Origin of the sequence: Pseudomonas sp. NY15437, assembly GCF_048068435.1 — a bacterium.
GTDB lineage: Bacteria > Pseudomonadota > Gammaproteobacteria > Pseudomonadales > Pseudomonadaceae > Pseudomonas > Pseudomonas nitroreducens_B.
Genome location: NZ_JBLUQC010000006.1, coordinates 96,991 through 112,897, shown reverse-complemented (window position 1 = coordinate 112,897; position 15,907 = coordinate 96,991). Strand labels below are relative to the sequence as shown.

At 67.7% G+C, this 15,907-nt stretch carries 17 protein-coding genes; 12 read left to right on the top strand and 5 right to left on the bottom strand.

Going from position 1 to position 15,907, the window contains the following annotated elements; all coding sequences use genetic code 11:
• Positions 1-88: 88 nt before the first annotated feature.
• The 3 genes from ACNFIA_RS15525 to ACNFIA_RS15515 are packed head-to-tail and all read left to right on the top strand — an operon-like array spanning position 89 to position 1,545.
• Positions 89-688: a biliverdin-producing heme oxygenase gene (locus ACNFIA_RS15525; RefSeq protein WP_416786321.1), complete on the top strand. Its 600-nt coding sequence runs from the start codon at positions 89-91 to the stop codon at positions 686-688.
• Entirely contained in the window at positions 663-1,118 is a 456-nt protein-coding gene (locus tag ACNFIA_RS15520; RefSeq protein WP_416786319.1) for a YbaN family protein, read from the top strand. The genes ACNFIA_RS15525 and ACNFIA_RS15520 overlap by 26 nt, the downstream gene beginning before the upstream one ends.
• 58 nt (positions 1,119-1,176) lie before the next feature.
• Complete coding sequence (locus ACNFIA_RS15515; RefSeq protein ID WP_416786317.1) at positions 1,177-1,545, top strand: YajD family HNH nuclease; 369 nt, start codon at positions 1,177-1,179, stop codon at positions 1,543-1,545.
• Between the two features lie 284 nt (positions 1,546-1,829).
• On the opposite strand, the gene ACNFIA_RS15510 is transcribed toward ACNFIA_RS15515, so the two are convergent.
• The 3 genes from ACNFIA_RS15510 to ACNFIA_RS15500 all read right to left on the bottom strand — a co-directional run bounded on the left by ACNFIA_RS15510 (position 1,830) and on the right by ACNFIA_RS15500 (position 4,153).
• Positions 1,830-2,825, bottom strand: a complete 996-nt coding sequence (locus ACNFIA_RS15510; RefSeq protein WP_416786315.1) for an LLM class flavin-dependent oxidoreductase — start codon at positions 2,823-2,825, stop codon at positions 1,830-1,832.
• A 342-nt stretch (positions 2,826-3,167) separates the two neighbouring features.
• Complete coding sequence (locus ACNFIA_RS15505; RefSeq protein ID WP_259754457.1) at positions 3,168-3,581, bottom strand: arsenate reductase ArsC; 414 nt, start codon at positions 3,579-3,581, stop codon at positions 3,168-3,170.
• An 80-nt stretch (positions 3,582-3,661) separates the two neighbouring features.
• Positions 3,662-4,153, bottom strand: a complete 492-nt coding sequence (locus ACNFIA_RS15500) for a DUF1543 domain-containing protein (protein WP_259754456.1) — start codon at positions 4,151-4,153, stop codon at positions 3,662-3,664.
• 175 nt (positions 4,154-4,328) lie between these two features.
• Between ACNFIA_RS15500 and ACNFIA_RS15495 the strand changes: the two genes are divergently transcribed.
• Positions 4,329-4,622 (top strand): hypothetical protein, encoded by a 294-nt coding sequence (locus tag ACNFIA_RS15495; protein WP_416786311.1) that lies wholly within the window; start codon positions 4,329-4,331, stop codon positions 4,620-4,622.
• Between the two features lies 1 nt (position 4,623).
• Here ACNFIA_RS15495 and ACNFIA_RS15490 read toward each other — a convergent pair whose 3' ends face one another.
• Both ACNFIA_RS15490 and ACNFIA_RS15485 read right to left on the bottom strand, forming a co-directional pair.
• Positions 4,624-5,766, bottom strand: a complete 1,143-nt coding sequence (locus ACNFIA_RS15490) for a DUF1615 domain-containing protein (RefSeq protein ID WP_416786308.1) — start codon at positions 5,764-5,766, stop codon at positions 4,624-4,626.
• Between the two features lie 87 nt (positions 5,767-5,853).
• On the bottom strand, positions 5,854-6,747 hold the full coding sequence (locus ACNFIA_RS15485; RefSeq protein ID WP_416786305.1) for a DMT family transporter: 894 nt from the start codon (positions 6,745-6,747) through the stop codon (positions 5,854-5,856).
• Between the two features lie 129 nt (positions 6,748-6,876).
• Between ACNFIA_RS15485 and ACNFIA_RS15480 the strand changes: the two genes are divergently transcribed.
• The 8 genes from ACNFIA_RS15480 (at position 6,877) to ACNFIA_RS15445 (ending at position 15,901) form a co-directional block, all read left to right on the top strand.
• On the top strand, positions 6,877-7,314 hold the full coding sequence (locus ACNFIA_RS15480; RefSeq protein WP_259754452.1) for an Lrp/AsnC family transcriptional regulator: 438 nt from the start codon (positions 6,877-6,879) through the stop codon (positions 7,312-7,314).
• Positions 7,315-7,534: 220 nt separating this feature from the next.
• Positions 7,535-9,001 carry a sigma-54-dependent transcriptional regulator gene (locus ACNFIA_RS15475; protein WP_416786302.1) on the top strand — a complete coding sequence of 489 codons (1,467 nt, stop codon included), beginning with the start codon at positions 7,535-7,537 and terminating at the stop codon, positions 8,999-9,001.
• Positions 8,998-10,002, top strand: coding sequence for a HupU protein (locus ACNFIA_RS15470; RefSeq protein ID WP_416786299.1), 1,005 nt, complete (start codon positions 8,998-9,000; stop codon positions 10,000-10,002). The genes ACNFIA_RS15475 and ACNFIA_RS15470 overlap by 4 nt, the downstream gene beginning before the upstream one ends.
• Positions 10,003-10,011: 9 nt before the next feature.
• Positions 10,012-11,469, top strand: a complete 1,458-nt coding sequence (locus ACNFIA_RS15465; protein ID WP_416786296.1) for a nickel-dependent hydrogenase large subunit — start codon at positions 10,012-10,014, stop codon at positions 11,467-11,469.
• A 14-nt stretch (positions 11,470-11,483) separates the two neighbouring features.
• Positions 11,484-11,933, top strand: coding sequence for a nickel-responsive transcriptional regulator NikR (nikR, locus tag ACNFIA_RS15460; protein ID WP_416786294.1), 450 nt, complete (start codon positions 11,484-11,486; stop codon positions 11,931-11,933).
• A gap of 4 nt (positions 11,934-11,937) precedes the next feature.
• Positions 11,938-13,254: a sensor histidine kinase gene (locus ACNFIA_RS15455; protein WP_416786292.1), complete on the top strand. Its 1,317-nt coding sequence runs from the start codon at positions 11,938-11,940 to the stop codon at positions 13,252-13,254.
• 154 nt (positions 13,255-13,408) lie between these two features.
• Positions 13,409-14,437, top strand: a complete 1,029-nt coding sequence (locus ACNFIA_RS15450) for a HoxN/HupN/NixA family nickel/cobalt transporter (protein ID WP_416786291.1) — start codon at positions 13,409-13,411, stop codon at positions 14,435-14,437.
• 378 nt (positions 14,438-14,815) lie between these two features.
• Positions 14,816-15,901, top strand: coding sequence for a hydrogenase small subunit (locus ACNFIA_RS15445; protein WP_416786288.1), 1,086 nt, complete (start codon positions 14,816-14,818; stop codon positions 15,899-15,901).
• Positions 15,902-15,907: the final 6 nt, after the last annotated feature.

Below are 15,907 nucleotides of genomic sequence, written 5' to 3'. Positions count from 1 at the left end.
ATCTCCCGCGGAACGCCCGACAATCTTTACGCTTTCCCCGAACTCGTTCGTCTCGTCTGTAAAGACCTGCAATTTCAAGGAATTGGACATGACCACCCAGGAACTCCCGCCCCTGCGCTCGCAGCGCCTGAATGCGCTGACCCACGCCCCCCATGAGCGTCTCGATCATGCGGTAAAGGCCCGCGAGCCCTTCTCCAGCCGCGCGCGTTTCGCCCGCTTCGTCGTCGCCCAGTACCTGTTCCAGTCCGAACTCCAGGCCCTGTACCAGGACGCCGCGCTGGGCCGGATCTTCCCCGACCTGCCGCAGCGCTGCCGCGCCGAACAGGCGCGCCTGGACCTGGCCGACCTCGACACCGAGGTGCCCGCCCCGGTCGCTGGCGCCCTCGCCAATCCGAGCCTGGCCCATGCCCTGGGCTGGCTGTTCGTCTCCGAAGGTTCCAAGCTCGGTGCGGCCTTCCTGATCAAGCGCGTCGCCGCGCTGGGCCTGGACGAGAACACCGGCGCCCGCCACCTGGGCGAACCCGAAGGCGGCCGCGCCGAAGGCTGGAAGCGCTTCACCCGCACACTCGATGGCCTGGAACTGAGCGAAGCCGAGGAACGCGAAGCCGACGCCGGCGCCGTGGCGGCTTTCGAACGCTTCGCCCACCTGCTGCAACACAGCTATGACAGTGCTCCGGCCACCGTCTGAAACCCTCGAGCGCGCGCCAGCCAGTGCTGCGTGCGCCAATCCCCTCGGCCCTGCCCGCTCGCGGCTGGCACGCCTGGCGTTCGCGCTGCTGGCGTACACCAGCCTCGGCGTGGGCATGGTGGGGTTGGTGGTGCCGGGGTTGCCGACCACCGAGTTCGTCCTGCTCGCCGCCTGGGCCGCCTCGAAGAGTTCGCCGCGCCTGGCCGCCTGGCTGGAGAACCATCGCCTGTTCGGCCCGATCCTGCACAACTGGCGCAACGGCCGCGCCGTCGCCCGCCGCGCCAAGATCAGCGCCAGCCTGGCGATGCTCGCGGCGCTGGCGATCATGCTGATCACCCTGCCCCACGGCCTATGGCTCTACGCGGTGATCCTCGGCATGGCCGTTGGCAATCTGTGGATCTGGTCGCGCCCGGACACGCCCAGGCCGTAGTCAGCACGCGGAGGCGGATTTATGCTGGAGGTCCGATCCCGCACCTCTGCCACGAGCCATGAACCAGCCCACCAGCAAAGTCGACGCCGTCCTCGCCGAAGCCCAGCGCCGCCGCGAAAGCAGCTACCGTGAAAAAGCCCTGAAGATGTACCCCTGGATCTGCGGCCGCTGCGGCCGCGAATTCAGTGGGGTGCGCCTGCGTGAACTGACGGTTCACCACCGCGACCACAACCACGACAACAACCCCGAGGATGGCTCCAACTGGGAGCTGCTGTGCCTCTACTGCCACGACAACGAGCACCAGCGCCAGGTGGACCTGCATTACCAGAACAGCAACGACGCCGGCAGCAAAGGGCCGAAGGTCACCCACAAGGGCCTGGCCGGGCTGGCGGACCTGCTGAAGAAGAAGGACGACGGACAGGGCTGAGCCTTCCAGCTTCCTGAGAGCGTTTCTGCGAATGCAGGGAGGAATGTAGGAGCGGACTCCGTCCGCGATAGGTCCGCATCGCGCCGGAAGCCATCGCGGAAGAAGTCCGCTCCTACGACACGCTCACCCCATGGCGTTCCGGACGGGCGCTACGCGTCGGCGTTTTCCTGGCGGAGAAGGTCCGCTCCTACAGCTGCGGCGCAGCCCTGTAGGAGCGAGCTTGCTCGCGAACCCGCCCGCTGGGAGGCCATTCACGAGCACGTTCTCCCAGGCAACCGCACCGGCTACTTGAGACCGGCGACGATCTCCAGCGAGCGCATGCGCAGCGCGTGGTCGTAGATATCGCTGGTGAAGATGATCTCGTCCACGCCCGTCTGCTCCAGCAGGATTTCCAGGCGGCTGCGCACCTTTTCCGGGCCGCCGATCACCGCCAGGCCGAAGAAATTGCCTACCGCCTCCTGCTCGTGGGGCAGCCACAGGCCGGCCATACTCTTCACCGGCGGCTTCTGCTTCAGGCTGTCGCCGCGGATCAGCGCCAGCACGCGCTGGAAGGCGGTGGTCGCCAGGTACTCGGCTTCATCGTCGGTCGGCGCGGCCACCAGCGGTACGCCGATCATGGCGTAGGGCTTGTCGAGCACTGCCGAGGGCTGGAAATTCTCGCGGTAGATGCGCAGCGCGTCGTGCAGATACCGCGGCGCGAAGTGCGAGGCGAAGGCATAGGGCAAGCCCTTCTGCGCAGCGAGGTGAGCACTGAACAGACTGGAACCCAGCAGCCAGATCGGCACGTTGGTGCCCTCCCCCGGAATCGCCAGCAGCGACTGCTGCGAACGACGCGGGCCGAGGAGCATTTCCAGCTCGGCAACCTGCTCGGGGAAGTCCGCGCCATCGCCCAGGCGATCGCGGCGCAGCGCGCGCATGGTCGCCTGGTCCGCGCCGGGCGCGCGGCCCAGGCCCAGGTCGATACGGCCGGGATAGAGGGTTTCCAGGGTGCCGAAGTTTTCCGCCACCACCAGCGGCGGATGGTTGGGCAGCATTACCCCGCCGGAGCCGACGCGGATGCGCTCGGTCTTGCCGGCGATGTGGCCGATCAGCACGGCGGTGGCGGAGCTGGCGATACCGTCCATGTTGTGGTGCTCCGCCAGCCAGTAGCGGGTAAAGCCCAGGCGCTCGACGTGGCGGGCAACCTCGACGGCGTTGTGCAACGCCTCGGCAGCGGTGCCCTGGTCGCGCACGGGCACCAGGTCGAGCATGGAGAAGGCAATATCTGACAGGGACTTCATAGGCACTCCGGTTCGGTTCACGCAGGCGCGGATCAGCGGCGCCGCGGACATGACTTTGACCACGACTCTATCGAGGCACTCCCCGCCTGACCACGTGTCGGGATCGATAGTGCTCATGCCGCCGAGTGATACAGCGCTGCAAGCGCATTGCCATCAGCTGTTCATGCCGCCGTCACCGCACCGTCATGCAGGGCGGCCAGAATGCCCTTGCGCTGAAGGACCAGCGCCCCATCTCTACGGGAATCCGCCGCTATCCTCCCCAGGCAACGGCGAAATCCTGTGGCCTACGAAGCAAAAAGCCCGCATCCGTGCGGGCTTTTTGCTGTGTGATCGCCAGACGTTTCAGTCGCGGTTCTTCACCATTTCGAACAGCTTCAGGCGATCGCTGATTTCCTGCAGGGTGTGGCGGAACGGGTCGTGCTGGCCGCTCTGTGCGGGATCGACGAAGTTCCACACGATCACCTCGCTGGACGTCGGCAGCTCGTCACCCTCGTCGGTGGACTTGTCGCAGAGGTCGATCAGGTAATCGAAATGCTGGCCGCGGAATTCGTCGATGGACTTGCTGCGCAGGCCCTCGGTGGAGATACCTGCGTGCTCCAGCACATGACGCGCGCGCGGGTCGATGGCGGTCGGGTGGATGCCCGCACTGAAGGCGTCGAAGTGCTCGCCGTCGGTGTGCCGCAAGAGGGCTTCGGCCATTGGCGAGCGGGCGTCGTTGGCGACGCAGACGAACAGAACTCGGCGTTTCTCGGTCATCGTTACCTCGGCGCGGGGGCGGCGTTGCGCCCCTTATACGTCAGGTTTTATGACAGGGCCGTGTCAGCCGCGCCGAAGGCTCACAGCAGGATGTAGTCGCTGCGCTGCACCACACCGCGGCTTTCGCCCTCCACAAGGTGGACGTAGCGACCGCCCACCTGGTCGATGGGTATGCAATCGTCGACGTCGATCACCGCGTCGGTGTGCGCCTTGTCCCAGCTGCGCGGCATGCGGCGCTTGGCGCGGGCCTTGGCGTCGGCGGCGTCGCGCGCGGCCACCAGCACGTACTGGTGCGCTTCGCCGAAGCTGCCCAGTTCGTAACCGCCCAGGTTGACGAAGAACAGCCGCTGCTCGCCCGGCGCCGGCATCGCGGCGCTGAATTCCACACGGTAGGCCTCGACGCCATCCACCTCCAGCCACGAGTCGATGTGCAGGCCGTCCGGGCTGCCGAACCAGGCCTCGCGCAATTGCGGGTAGGTGGATTTCAGGTTGTCGCCGATGACGAAGGCCACGTCATGGACCTCGATCCGCGCGCGCGGATGACGTCCGCCCAGCATGACTACGAACAGCATTTCAGACCCTTCCCAGGTTTCAGACAGGCTCTGACAGATCCGCCGCGGGACAGGTTCAATCTAGTGGCGGATAAATGGCCATCCGCCAGCGAAGCCGGCGACCAAGCGGCGCCTGCACTACGCTGACACTGTCCGCACCGCCGCGCGCCGTGCCTGCATTCGTCTGGGAGACGCCATGAAATCGCTACTGATCGCCGCATCGCTGATCGCCATGCCGCCCGCCTTTGCCGCCATTCCCATGCTCAACTACGACTGCCCGAACGACGTGCAGATCCACACCGATGAGAACGGGCCGGTCTACATCAATGGCCAGGAAGCCAAGGTCACCCAGGACAAGAACAACACCGTGGTCGCCAAGGGCGAAGGCGTGACCGTGCAGATCACGCTGAACGACGACGGGACGGCGAGCGTTTCCTACACCGACCCGGACGGCAACACCGGCGTCTGCGACCCCGCCGAGGGGGATTGACTCAGTCTTTCGGCGCCCGCGTGAGGCAGCGCTGGTAGCGCTCGTCCACGCGCTGGGCGAACCAGGCAGTGGTGAGCTGGCGGGTGATCTTCGGGCTGTGCAGGGTGATGCCCGGCAGCATCGCCCGCGGCAACGATTTGCCGGCGGAGCGTTCGGCCAGTGCGAACACCTTGGTGTAGAGCGTCGACGTCGTGAAGTCCGGCTTGTCGCCCAGCTCCAGGTCGCGGCGAATCTCGCGCTCGCTCATGCCCAGTCTCGGCGCCAGGGTGCGCACCGCCTTCTCGGTGCTGCCGGCGTCATAGCTGCCATAGAGGATCAGGTCGCCGTCCAGTGCCAGGGTGATGCCGGTCAGATCCATCACCGCGCGCTGGAACGCGGCATTGCGGCTGGCGTACCAGCCGGCGTTGTAGTCGGCGAAGCGGTACAGCTGGCGCGGGTAGTTCACCGGGTAGCCGAGCAGGTGGGCGATGCCGAAGTACATGCCGCCACGGCGGCTGAACACCTCGCGGCGAATGCTGCCGTCCACCGGGTACGGATAGCCCTCGGCGTGGGCCTGGGCGAACTCGATGCTGACCTGCATCGGCCCGCCGGTGTGCACCGGGTTGAAGCGGCCGAACAGTTGCTGGCCCAGCGGCACGCCACCGATGAAGTCATCGAAGATCGCGCTGAGCTCCCGCTCGGTTTTCGCGCTGGCCAGGCGTTGGCTGTAGGTGCGGCCATTGGGCGACTTCAGCGCCAGCGCGGTATCGATGAGAAATCCCGGCACATGAAGCTTGCCGGCGCGGCGGTCGATCTCGGCGCGGGCGATCTTGCCCAGGCCGGGCACCGGCGGGTCGGCCTTGAAATTGGACTCCTGCTCGGTGATCGCCACCACCGAGCAGAGGTTCGCGGTGGTGGCCGGGATGCGCTGGGTGGTGAAGGCGACCTGGATGTCCTTCGCCCAGCCCTGGCGGTCGCTCGCGCCAGGGGGAATCAGCGCGGCCAGGGTGCCGCGCACTTGCTCCGGCGTCGGCTCCGGCACGCTGGGCGCGCGCGTGCCGCAACCCGCCAGGGTGAGCAATGCCGCCACGCCCAGCAGGTGAATGAGTCGGGATGAAGGCCTTTCCAGGCCGAATGAATCTGCCGTCAGGGCAGCCGCAGTCATAGTCCGTTCCTTGCTTGAATTTCCGCCGCCTACAGGACCTGTGCCCAGCGGCACAGGTTCCCCGGCATTCTCAGGCAAGCACGGATTTCAGCGCCAGGCCAGGCGCCGCAGGTTCAGGCTCCAGCCGCGCTGCATGCCGGCGGCGGCCAGCAGGATGGCGACCACGCCCAGCCATTGCAACGGCGTCAGGCGATGGCCGAAGGCGAACCAGTCGACGAAGATGGCGGCGATCGGGTAGATGAACGACAGCGCGCCGGTCAGTGCCGTCGGCAGTTTCTGGATCGCGCCGTAGAGCAGCACGTACATGATGCCGGTGTGCACGATGCCCAGGGTCGCCAGGCTGGCCCAGGCCGCGGTGGCTTGCGGCAATGGCCAGAGGTTCGCCCAGGGCGCCAGCAGCAGGATGCCGGTCACCGCCTGGATCAGCGCGATCAGGTGCGGCGGCACGCCGCTCAGACGCTTGATGATCAGCGCCGCCAGCGCATACAGCGCCGCCGCGCCGAGGGCCAGGGCGATACCGCCCAGGTAGTCGCTGCCCACCTGCCCCGGTTCGCCATGGGCGCTGACGATGGCCAGCATGCCGGCGAAGGAAACGCCGAGCCAGGCGAGTTTCTGCGCGGTCACCTTTTCGCCGAGGAACAGCGCGCCCAGGAGCACCAGCAGGAACGGCTGCACGTTGTACACCGCCGTGCCGATGGCGATCGACGCCCGCGAGTAGGAGCCGAACAGCAGCACCCAGTTGCCGACGATGGCCGCGCCGCTGAGCAGCGCCAGGCCGAAGGTGGCGCGGGTGAGGATGCCCGGCCGCAGGAAGCCCATGGCCGCGCAGATCACCAGCAGCGTCGCCGCGCCGAACACGCAGCGCCAGAACACCACGTCCAGCACCGGTTGCCCGGAGACCACCACCAGCCAGCCGATGGTGCCGCAGATCAGCATGGCGCTGATCATTTCCAGCGTGCCGCGTCGAATTCGCTCGTTCATGGTTCACCTCCCTTCGTTGGCGAACAGTATGAACAGGCAGGCGCAGGCACTCCATCGCCTGACGCAGGCAAAATCGCGCCGTCGCCTTTATTATCAAGGCAACTTCCCAAAACGACTTTCGGGACGAAGATGACCGACGAAATCGACCAATTACTGATCGCGGCGCTGATGGAAGATTCGCGCCTGTCCCTCAAGGCCCTGGCCCAGGTCAGCGGCCTGAGCTCCCCCAGCGTCGCCGAGCGCCTGCGCAAGCTCGAGGAACGCCAGGTGATCACCGGCTACACGGTGAACGTCGACCCGCGCGCCTTCGGCTACCAGCTGCAGGCCATCGTCCGGGTGCGCCCGCTGCCGGGGAAACTGCAGGACGTGGAGCGGCAGATCCTGGCCATCCCCGAGTTCACCGAGTGCGACAAGGTCACCGGCGAGGACTGCTTCTACGCGCGGATGTGCGTGCGCTCCATGGAACAGCTGGACGAGATCCTCGACCACCTCAACGGGTTTGCCGAGACCAACACCGCCATCGTCAAGAAGACCCCGGTGAAGCGGCGTCTGCCCCCCATGGCCTGAGGCGGGATGGCCCGCGGCAGACGCCTCGCGTCGAATGCCAGCCCCGCAACGCCTAGTGCGCCGCGGGATTGCCATATCCGGACTTGGTAGCGATACGCAGCCACCGGCCTAGTCCAATGGTAGTGTTCCCTTTCACCGCTGCGTTTCGAATGTCATGATCCGGTGACCGCCGGGTCAGCTTCTGTCCGGCCTCAGCATTGCGACAGTTGAACCGGCGTCCATGTCTTCACTCGGCAGCTTTGATTCCCACGTACCGACCGTCCTGGTCATCGATGACGAACTGCGCTCGCGCGAAGCGCTCTCCCGGGTGCTCGACGGCGAGTTCCAGGTGCTGCTCGCCGACTCGGCCGAGCAGGCCCGCGAACTGCTCGAACGGCACCCGGTGGCGGTGATCCTCTGCGACCAGCGCATGCCCGGCGTGCAAGGCATCGAGTTCCTCAAGGAGGCCCGCGAACGCTGGCCCGAAGTCGTGCGCATCGTGCTCTCGGGCTACACCGACTCCGAGGACATCATCGCCGGGGTCAACCAGGCCGGCATCTACCAGTACCTGCTCAAGCCCTGGCTACCCGACCACCTGCTCACCACCGTGCGCAACGCCGTGGAAAGCCGCGCCCTGCACAATCACATGCAGCGCCTGGACGTCGAACTGCGCGCAGCCACCCCGGTGCTGCGCCGGCGCAGCCAGCAGGTGCTGGACAAGGTCCGCGACGCCTTCGACTTTTCCCGCATCGTGCGCGAGCCCGGCAGCCCGCTGGATGCCGTGTGCGAACTGGCGGCGCGGGTGGCGCGTTTCGATCTTTCGGTGCTGCTGCTGGGCGAATCCGGCACCGGCAAGGAACTGCTGGCCCGCGCCATCCACTACGCCAGCCCGCGCGCCGACAAGGCCTTCGTCATGGAAAACTGCGCGGCGCTGCCGGACTCACTGCTCGAGTCGGAACTGTTCGGCCACAAGCGCGGCGCCTTCACCGGAGCGCACCAGGATCACATCGGGCTGATCCAGCGCGCCCACGGCGGCACCCTGTTCCTCGATGAAATCGGCGATACCTCGCCCGCCTTCCAGGTCAAGCTATTGCGCGTGCTGCAGGAAGGCGAGTTGCGCCCGGTCGGCGCCAGCACCCCGGTGCGCGTCGACGTGCGGGTGATCGCCGCGACTCACCGCGATCTCGAAGCGGATGTGCGCGACGGGCGCTTCCGCAGCGACCTCTACTACCGCCTCGCCGGAGTCTCCCTGGCGTTGCCGCCCCTGCGCGAACGCAGCGGCGACCTGATCCCGATCGCCAGCAAGCTGCTCGCCGATGCCAGCCAGGAACTCGACCTGCCCGGCCTGCACTTTGCCGCCGATGCCCTCGGCAGCCTGCTGCACTACACCTGGCCCGGCAACATCCGCGAGCTGCGCAACGAGATCTACCGCGCCGCCGCGCTGTCCGAAGGCGCCGAGGTGAGCAGCCGGGCGTTCTCCCTGAAGGTCCTGCAGGGCCAGGCACGCGGCGCGCTGCCCGCCGCCTGCCAGCACGGCGCCCCGGCGGGCACCTTGCAGGATCACCTCGACGCCATCGAAGCGACGCTGCTCAAGGAAGCGCTGCTGCGCAACCACTGGAACAAGACCCACACCGCGCGGGAGCTGGGTCTGTCCCGCGTAGGCCTGCGCCAGAAGCTGCGCCGCTTCGGCCTGGAGGAATCGCCATGAGCGCCCCGTTCCGCGTGCTCTGGCTGCAATCGGGTGGCTGCGGCGGCTGCAGCATGTCGCTGCTGTGCGCCGACACGCAGGACTTCGCCGGCCTCTGGCGCAACGCCGGGATCGACCTGCTGTGGCACCCGTCGCTGTCGCTGGAAAGCGCCGGCGAGGTGCTGTCCATTCTGGATGACTGCCTCAGTGGTCGCATCCACCTGGATGCGCTGTGCGTCGAAGGCTCGCTGCTGCGCGGCCCCCATGGCACCGGGCGCTTCCACCTGCTGGCCGGCACCGGCGTGGCGATGATCGACTGGGTGCGGCGCCTCGCGGAGATCGCCGACTACACCCTGGGCATCGGCACCTGCGCCGCCTACGGCGGCATCACCGCGGCCGGCAACAACCCCACCGACGCCTGCGGCCTGCAGTACGACGGCGAGCGCCTGGGCGGCCTGCTGGGCGCCGATTACCGTTCAGGCAAGGGGCTGCCGGTGATCAACGTCGCCGGCTGCCCGACGCACCCGGGCTGGGTCACCGACACGCTGATGGCCCTGGCCGCCGGCCTGTTCGGCGCCAGCGACCTGGACGCCCTGGGCCGCCCGCGCTTCTATGCCGATCAACTGGTCCACCACGGCTGCACACGCAACGAGTTCTACGAGTACAAGGCCAGTGCGGTGAAACCCTCCGACCTCGGCTGCATGATGGAAAACCTTGGCTGCAAGGGCACACAGGCCCACGGCGACTGCAACAACCGCCTGTGGAACGGCGAAGGCTCCTGCACCCGCGGCGGCTACGCCTGCATCAACTGCACGGCGCCCGGCTTCGAGGAACCGGGGCACGGGTTCCACCTCACCCCCAAGCGCGCCGGCATCCCCATCGGCCTGCCCACCGACATGCCCAAGGCCTGGTTCGTCGCCCTGGCGGCGCTGTCCAAATCGGCCACGCCCGAGCGCGTGCGGCAGAACGCCACCGCCGACCATGCGCTGATCGCGCCCGTCATCCGCCGCACCCGCCGCTAGGGAATCTTCATGACTCGTCTGCTGGTCGGACCGTTCAACCGCGTCGAAGGCGACCTCGAAGTCCAGCTGGACATCGAGGACGGCCAGGTGCGTTCGGCGAAGGTCAACGCCACCATGTTCCGGGGCTTCGAACAGATCCTGCGCGACCATGAGCCGCTCGATGCGCTGGTCTACGCGCCGCGGGTCTGCGGCATCTGCTCGGTGTCGCAATCCGTCGCCGCCGCGCGCGCCCTGGGTGCGCTGGCCGGCGTCCAGCCGCCGGCGAATGGCCTGCTGGTCACCAACCTGATGGCGGCGACGGAAAACCTTGCCGATCACCTGAGCCACTTCTACCTGTTCTTCATGCCCGACTTCGTGCGGCCGGCGTATGCCGGGCGCCCCTGGTACGCCGACGCGGTGCGGCGCTTCACCCTGCAGTCCGGCAGCCAGCAACGCCTGGCCCTGGCCGCGCGCAAACGCTGGCTGGACCTGATCGGCACGCTGGGCGGCAAGTGGCCGCACACCGGTTCGATCCACCCCGGCGGCTCCACCCGCGCCATCGACCCGGCCGAGCGCCTGCGCCTGTTGACGCGGGTCCGCGAGTTCCGCCAGTTCCTCGAAAGCGAGCTGTTCGCCGCGCCGCTGGAGCGCATTGCCGGGCTCGCCAGCGAGGACCAGCTGTGGGCCTGGTACGCCGAGGCGCCGGACCAGGGCGACCTGCGCCAGTTCCTGCGCATCGTGCTGGATAGCGGCCTCGAACACCTGGGCCAGGGGCCGGGCCTGTACCTGTCCTACGGCGCCTATCCGCAGGCCGACGGCACCTTCGTCTTCGCGCGCGGGCTGTGGGATGCGGCGCTGAGCGAGGTGCGGCCGCTGTGGCTGGAGGAGATCCGCGAGGACGCCAGCCACGCCTGGCTGGACGACCGCACCGGCCCTCTGCACCCGGCCGAAGGCATGACCGAGCCGAGCCTGGAAAAGCCCGCGGCCTATACCTGGAACAAGGCCCCGCGGCTGGCCGGCGCGGTACTGGAGACCGGCGCCCTGGCGCGCCAGTTGATCCACGGCCAGCCGTTGCTGCGCGATGCCGCGGCGCGCTGTGGCGGCAGCGTCTATACCCGCGTGCTGGCGCGCCTGATGGAATTGGCACGGGTTGTGTCACTCATGGAAGACTGGCTGCTCGCGCTGCGCCCTGGCGATGCGTATCACCAGGACTGCCGCCTGCCGGACACCGGCAGCGCGGTCGGCCTCACCGAAGCCGCGCGCGGCGCGCTGGGGCATTGGCTCAAGGTGGAACACGGACGGATCGCCAGCTACCAGATCATCGCCCCGACCACCTGGAACTTTTCGCCACGCGACGCCCAGGGCCGCCCCGGCGCGCTGGAGCGGGCGCTGGAAGGCGCACCGGTTCGCCCCGGCGAACAGAACCCGGTGGCGGTGCAACATATCGTGCGCTCGTTCGACCCCTGCATGGTCTGCACCGTGCATTGACCCGGAGTAACGCCATGCAACGCCTGACCATCTCCCTCGACGACAAGCTGGCCGACGCCCTCGACCAGATGATTCGCGCCCAGGGTTACGGCAATCGCTCCGAGGCGCTGCGCGACATCCTACGTCGCCACGTCGAGCAATCGCGCGTGCGCGAGGACGCCGAGTCGCTGCACTGCGTCGCCAACCTGAGCTACGTCTACGGCCACCACGCGCGCACCCTCGCCGAACGGGTGATGACCCTGCAGCACGCGCACCACGACCTGACCATTGCCAGCCAGCATGTGCACCTGGACCATGACCACTGCCTGGAAAGCCTGATGCTCAAGGGCCCAGTGCAGCAGGTGCGCGCCTTCGCCGAGCGCCTGAGTGCCGAGCGCGGCGTGCGCCACGGGCAACTGAACCTGATCCCGGTGGCCGCGTCGCACACTGAGCACGCCCACCCGCACCTGCACCCCACGAGCTGATCCCATGGCCCGCAAACCGCCGTCGCACCTGGACGAAGACGCCTGGCTGGAAGTCATCGGCAAGATGGACGAGGTCTACTCGCAACTGGTCCAGGACGAGATCGAGCTGGAGCAGAAGAACGCCGAACTGGAACAGTCGCAGCAGTTCATCGCGAGCATGCTGGGGTCGATGTCGGACATCCTCCTGGCGTGCGACCCGGAAGGCCTGATCGAGGAATCCAACCCCTCGCTGCGCAAGCTGGTCGGTAGTGACGAACGCGGCGTGCTGGGTCGCTCGGTCTATTCCCTGCTGGGCGATGACGCCAGCGTGGAGCGGCTGCGCCACCTGCTCGGCGGCCTGCGCCGGGACAACGCCAGCGCCAGCCTGGAGGTCAACTTCCTCGGCGCCGAAGGCGCGCTGCTGCCGGTGGACCTCAGCTGCACGGTACGCAGCGGCGCCCATGGGCGCTGCCTTGGCCATGTGCTGGTGGGCCGCCCGCTGGGCGAGTTGCAGCACGCCTACCGCCAGCTGCACGACGCCCACGAAGCGCTCAAGCGCACCCAGCAGCAATTGCTGCATGCCGAGAAGATGGCGTCCCTCGGCCGCCTGGTCGCCGGGGTGGCCCACGAGCTGAACAACCCGATCAGCTTCGTGCTGGCCAACGCCCATGTGCTGGGGGGCTATGGCAAGCGCCTGCAGGACTACCTGCACGCGGTGCACGAGGAACAGCCGCTGGAGCAGCGCGAGATGCTGCGTCGGCAACTGCGCATCGACCCGCTGCTGGCCGACCTGCCGTCGCTGATCGAAGGCACGCTGGAAGGCGCGCAGCGCACCGCCGATATCGTCAGCGCCCTCAAGCGCTTCTCGGCCATGGACCGTGGCCACCCTGGCGAGGCGGCGCTCAACGACGTCATCGAGCGCGCCATCCACTGGATCACCCGCGGCACCGCGCCGGACCTGATCGTGCACTGGCAACCCGCCGGCGACGTGCAGGTGCAGGGCAACGCGGGGCAATTGCTGCAGGTGCTGATGAACCTGACGCAGAACGCCTACGACGCCGCCCGCTCCGTCGCCGCCGAGCCGCCGCAGCTGTGGATCGCGCTGGCCCGCGAGCCGGGCTGGGCCACCCTCACCCTGCGCGACAATGGCCCCGGCATCGCCGAGCAGCACCTCAGCCAGGTATTCGAACCCTTCTTCACCACCAAGCCCGCCGGCCAGGGCACCGGCCTGGGCCTGGCGATCAGCTACGGCATCGTCGAGCGTTGCGGCGGCTCGCTGGAGGCCGGCAACCATCCCGCGGGCGGCGCGATATTCCGCCTGCGCCTGCCAGTGCTGGACTGAGCGCGCTGCAAACCGGCTTTCCATTGCGCACTACGAACTGCCAAGCGGCTGACCAGTTCACCCGCCGAATCCCCCCGGCAGACGCCCCGGACGGCTTGGCACAGCGCTTGTATGAGGTTTTTTCGTTTCTTCATACCAGACCGCTGGAGACCCCATGCCGCGCCCGGCCTCGCCCCGCTCCACCCTCACCCTGTTCGCCGGCCTGATCACCGTCAACCTCCTCGCCTGGGCGTGGGCGCTGATCGCCTTCCGCGACTACCCGATGCTGCTCGGCACCGCGGTACTGGCCTACAGTTTCGGCCTGCGCCACGCGGTGGACGCCGACCATATCGCCGCCATCGACAACGCCACGCGCAAGCTGATCCAGGAGGGCCAGGCCACGCACAGCGTCGGCTTGTACTTCTCCCTCGGCCACAGCAGCGTGGTGATCCTCGCCTCGCTGCTGATCGCCGCGAGCGCCGCCAGCCTGCAAGGGGAACTGGAAGCCTTCCACGGCATCGGCGCCCTCATCGGCACTTCGGTGTCGGCGGCCTTCCTGCTGCTGGTGGCGCTGATCAACCTGGTGATCCTGCGCTCGGTCTACCGCGCGTTTCGCCGCGTGCGCCAGGGCGAGCGGGTGGGCGAAGCCGAGCTGCAGGGCCTGCTCGCCGGCAGCGGCCCGATCGCCCGCCTGGCGCGGCCGCTGTTCGGGCTGATCCGCTGCAGTTGGCACCTCTATCCGCTGGGGTTCCTGTTCGGCCTGGGCTTCGACACCGCCACGGAAATCGGCCTGCTCGGCATCGCCGCGAGCCAGGCGGCGCAGAACCTGCCGATAGTGTCGATCCTGGTTTTCCCGGCGCTGTTCACCGCCGGCATGGCGCTGGTCGACAGCGCCGACAGCGTGCTGATGACCGGCGCCTATCGCTGGGCCCAGGTGCGCCCGGCGCGCAAGCTCTACTACAACCTCACCATCACCTCGGCCTCGGTGCTGGTGGCGCTGCTGGTCGGCGGCCTGGAGGCGCTCAACCTGCTGGCCGGACAACTGGGGCTGGAAGGCGGCGCGTGGGATTTCATCGCCGAGGTGAACGAGCAGTTCGGCCTGCTCGGCTACCTGATCGTCGGCCTGTTCGTGGCCACCTGGCTGCTGTCCTGGGCGTTCTATCGCTACAAGGGCTATGACCGACTGGACCTCACCGCGGCCTGAGCACTGAACAGAACATTTCCACCCAAGCCACCAAAGCGAAAGCGCACTGACCAGCCGCTGCCCGCAGCAGCGGCGGAGCACACCCACCGGCCGCCGCAAACCCTTGCCGCACGGGCCTTTCGACCAGGGGAAAGGTCATGGCCCGACATGCGACCGAATGGCACAGCTTTTGAAATGGCCGGGTATGTCATTCGATCGCCCTACCCCATCGCACCTCGCAGACCACCGCCACCCCCGAGCGCTGGCTGACCTGTCCACCCGTGATTCCACCGCCACGCCGACCCACCGGTGCGTACGTGGCCGTTTCGTGCGCCGCGCCAGAAGCGCCGGCGCGCGCCATTCCCAAGAGCAAAAAGAGCCTGGCCGAGGAGAAACCACGTGACCGAAACCTTCTATGAAGTAATGCGCAGGCAGGGCATCTCGCGGCGCAGCTTCATCAAATTCTGCTCGCTGACCGCCACGTCGCTGGGCCTGGGCCCGGCCTTCATGCCGAAGATCGCCTGGGCCATGGAGAACAAGCCGCGCACGCCGGTGCTCTGGCTGCATGGCCTGGAATGCACCTGCTGCTCGGAATCCTTCATCCGTTCCGCGCACCCGCTGGCCAAGGACGTGGTGCTGTCGATGATATCCCTCGACTACGACGACACCCTGATGGCGTCGGCCGGGCACCAGGCCGAGGCGATCCTCGACGAGGTGATGACCAAGTACAAGGGCAACTACATCCTCGCCGTGGAAGGCAACCCGCCGCTGAACCAGGACGGCATGAGCTGCATCATCGGCGGCAAGCCCTTCGTCGAGCAGCTCAAGCGCGTGTCCCGCGACGCCAAGGCGATCATCTCCTGGGGCTCCTGCGCCAGCTGGGGCTGCGTGCAGGCGGCCAAGCCGAACCCGACCCAGGCGGTGCCGATCCACAAGGTCATCACCGACAAGCCGATCATCAAGGTGCCCGGCTGCCCGCCCATCGCCGAGGTGATGACCGGCGTGATCACCTACATGCTGACCTTCGACCGCATCCCGGAGCTGGACCGCCAGGGCCGGCCGAAGATGTTCTACAGCCAGCGCATCCACGACAAATGCTATCGCCGGCCGAACTTCGACGCCGGCCAGTTCGTCGAGGCCTGGGACGACGACGCCGCGCGCAAGGGCTACTGCCTGTACAAGGTCGGCTGCAAGGGCCCGACCACCTATAACGCCTGCTCGACCGTGCGCTGGAACGGCGGTACCAGCTTCCCCATCCAGTCCGGCCACGGCTGCATCGGCTGCTCGGAAGAAGGCTTCTGGGACAAGGGCTCGTTCTACCAGCACCTGACCGACATCAACGCCTTCGGCGTGGAAGCCAACGCCGACCGCATCGGCCTCGCCGCCGCCGGTACGGTGGGCGCGGCCATCGCCGCCCACGCCGCGGTCTCCGCCATCAAGCGCGCCAGCAATGGCAAGGCGCACACCTCCACGCACGACGCCTGAGCGCAG

Excerpts from the sequence above, each read along its gene's own strand:
- ACNFIA_RS15525 (WP_416786321.1), top strand. The coding sequence starts at position 89 with ATGACCACCCAGGAACTCCCGCCCCTGCGCTCGCAGCGCCTGAATGCG.
- ACNFIA_RS15520 (WP_416786319.1), top strand. The coding sequence starts at position 663 with ATGACAGTGCTCCGGCCACCGTCTGAAACCCTCGAGCGCGCGCCAGCC.
- ACNFIA_RS15515 (WP_416786317.1), top strand. The coding sequence starts at position 1,177 with ATGAACCAGCCCACCAGCAAAGTCGACGCCGTCCTCGCCGAAGCCCAG.
- ACNFIA_RS15510 (WP_416786315.1), bottom strand. The coding sequence starts at position 2,825 with ATGAAGTCCCTGTCAGATATTGCCTTCTCCATGCTCGACCTGGTGCCC.
- ACNFIA_RS15505 (WP_259754457.1), bottom strand. The coding sequence starts at position 3,581 with ATGACCGAGAAACGCCGAGTTCTGTTCGTCTGCGTCGCCAACGACGCC.
- ACNFIA_RS15500 (WP_259754456.1), bottom strand. The coding sequence starts at position 4,153 with ATGCTGTTCGTAGTCATGCTGGGCGGACGTCATCCGCGCGCGCGGATC.
- ACNFIA_RS15495 (WP_416786311.1), top strand. The coding sequence starts at position 4,329 with ATGAAATCGCTACTGATCGCCGCATCGCTGATCGCCATGCCGCCCGCC.
- ACNFIA_RS15490 (WP_416786308.1), bottom strand. The coding sequence starts at position 5,766 with ATGACTGCGGCTGCCCTGACGGCAGATTCATTCGGCCTGGAAAGGCCT.
- ACNFIA_RS15485 (WP_416786305.1), bottom strand. The coding sequence starts at position 6,747 with ATGAACGAGCGAATTCGACGCGGCACGCTGGAAATGATCAGCGCCATG.
- ACNFIA_RS15480 (WP_259754452.1), top strand. The coding sequence starts at position 6,877 with ATGACCGACGAAATCGACCAATTACTGATCGCGGCGCTGATGGAAGAT.
- ACNFIA_RS15475 (WP_416786302.1), top strand. The coding sequence starts at position 7,535 with ATGTCTTCACTCGGCAGCTTTGATTCCCACGTACCGACCGTCCTGGTC.
- ACNFIA_RS15470 (WP_416786299.1), top strand. The coding sequence starts at position 8,998 with ATGAGCGCCCCGTTCCGCGTGCTCTGGCTGCAATCGGGTGGCTGCGGC.
- ACNFIA_RS15465 (WP_416786296.1), top strand. The coding sequence starts at position 10,012 with ATGACTCGTCTGCTGGTCGGACCGTTCAACCGCGTCGAAGGCGACCTC.
- nikR (WP_416786294.1), top strand. The coding sequence starts at position 11,484 with ATGCAACGCCTGACCATCTCCCTCGACGACAAGCTGGCCGACGCCCTC.
- ACNFIA_RS15455 (WP_416786292.1), top strand. The coding sequence starts at position 11,938 with ATGGCCCGCAAACCGCCGTCGCACCTGGACGAAGACGCCTGGCTGGAA.
- ACNFIA_RS15450 (WP_416786291.1), top strand. The coding sequence starts at position 13,409 with ATGCCGCGCCCGGCCTCGCCCCGCTCCACCCTCACCCTGTTCGCCGGC.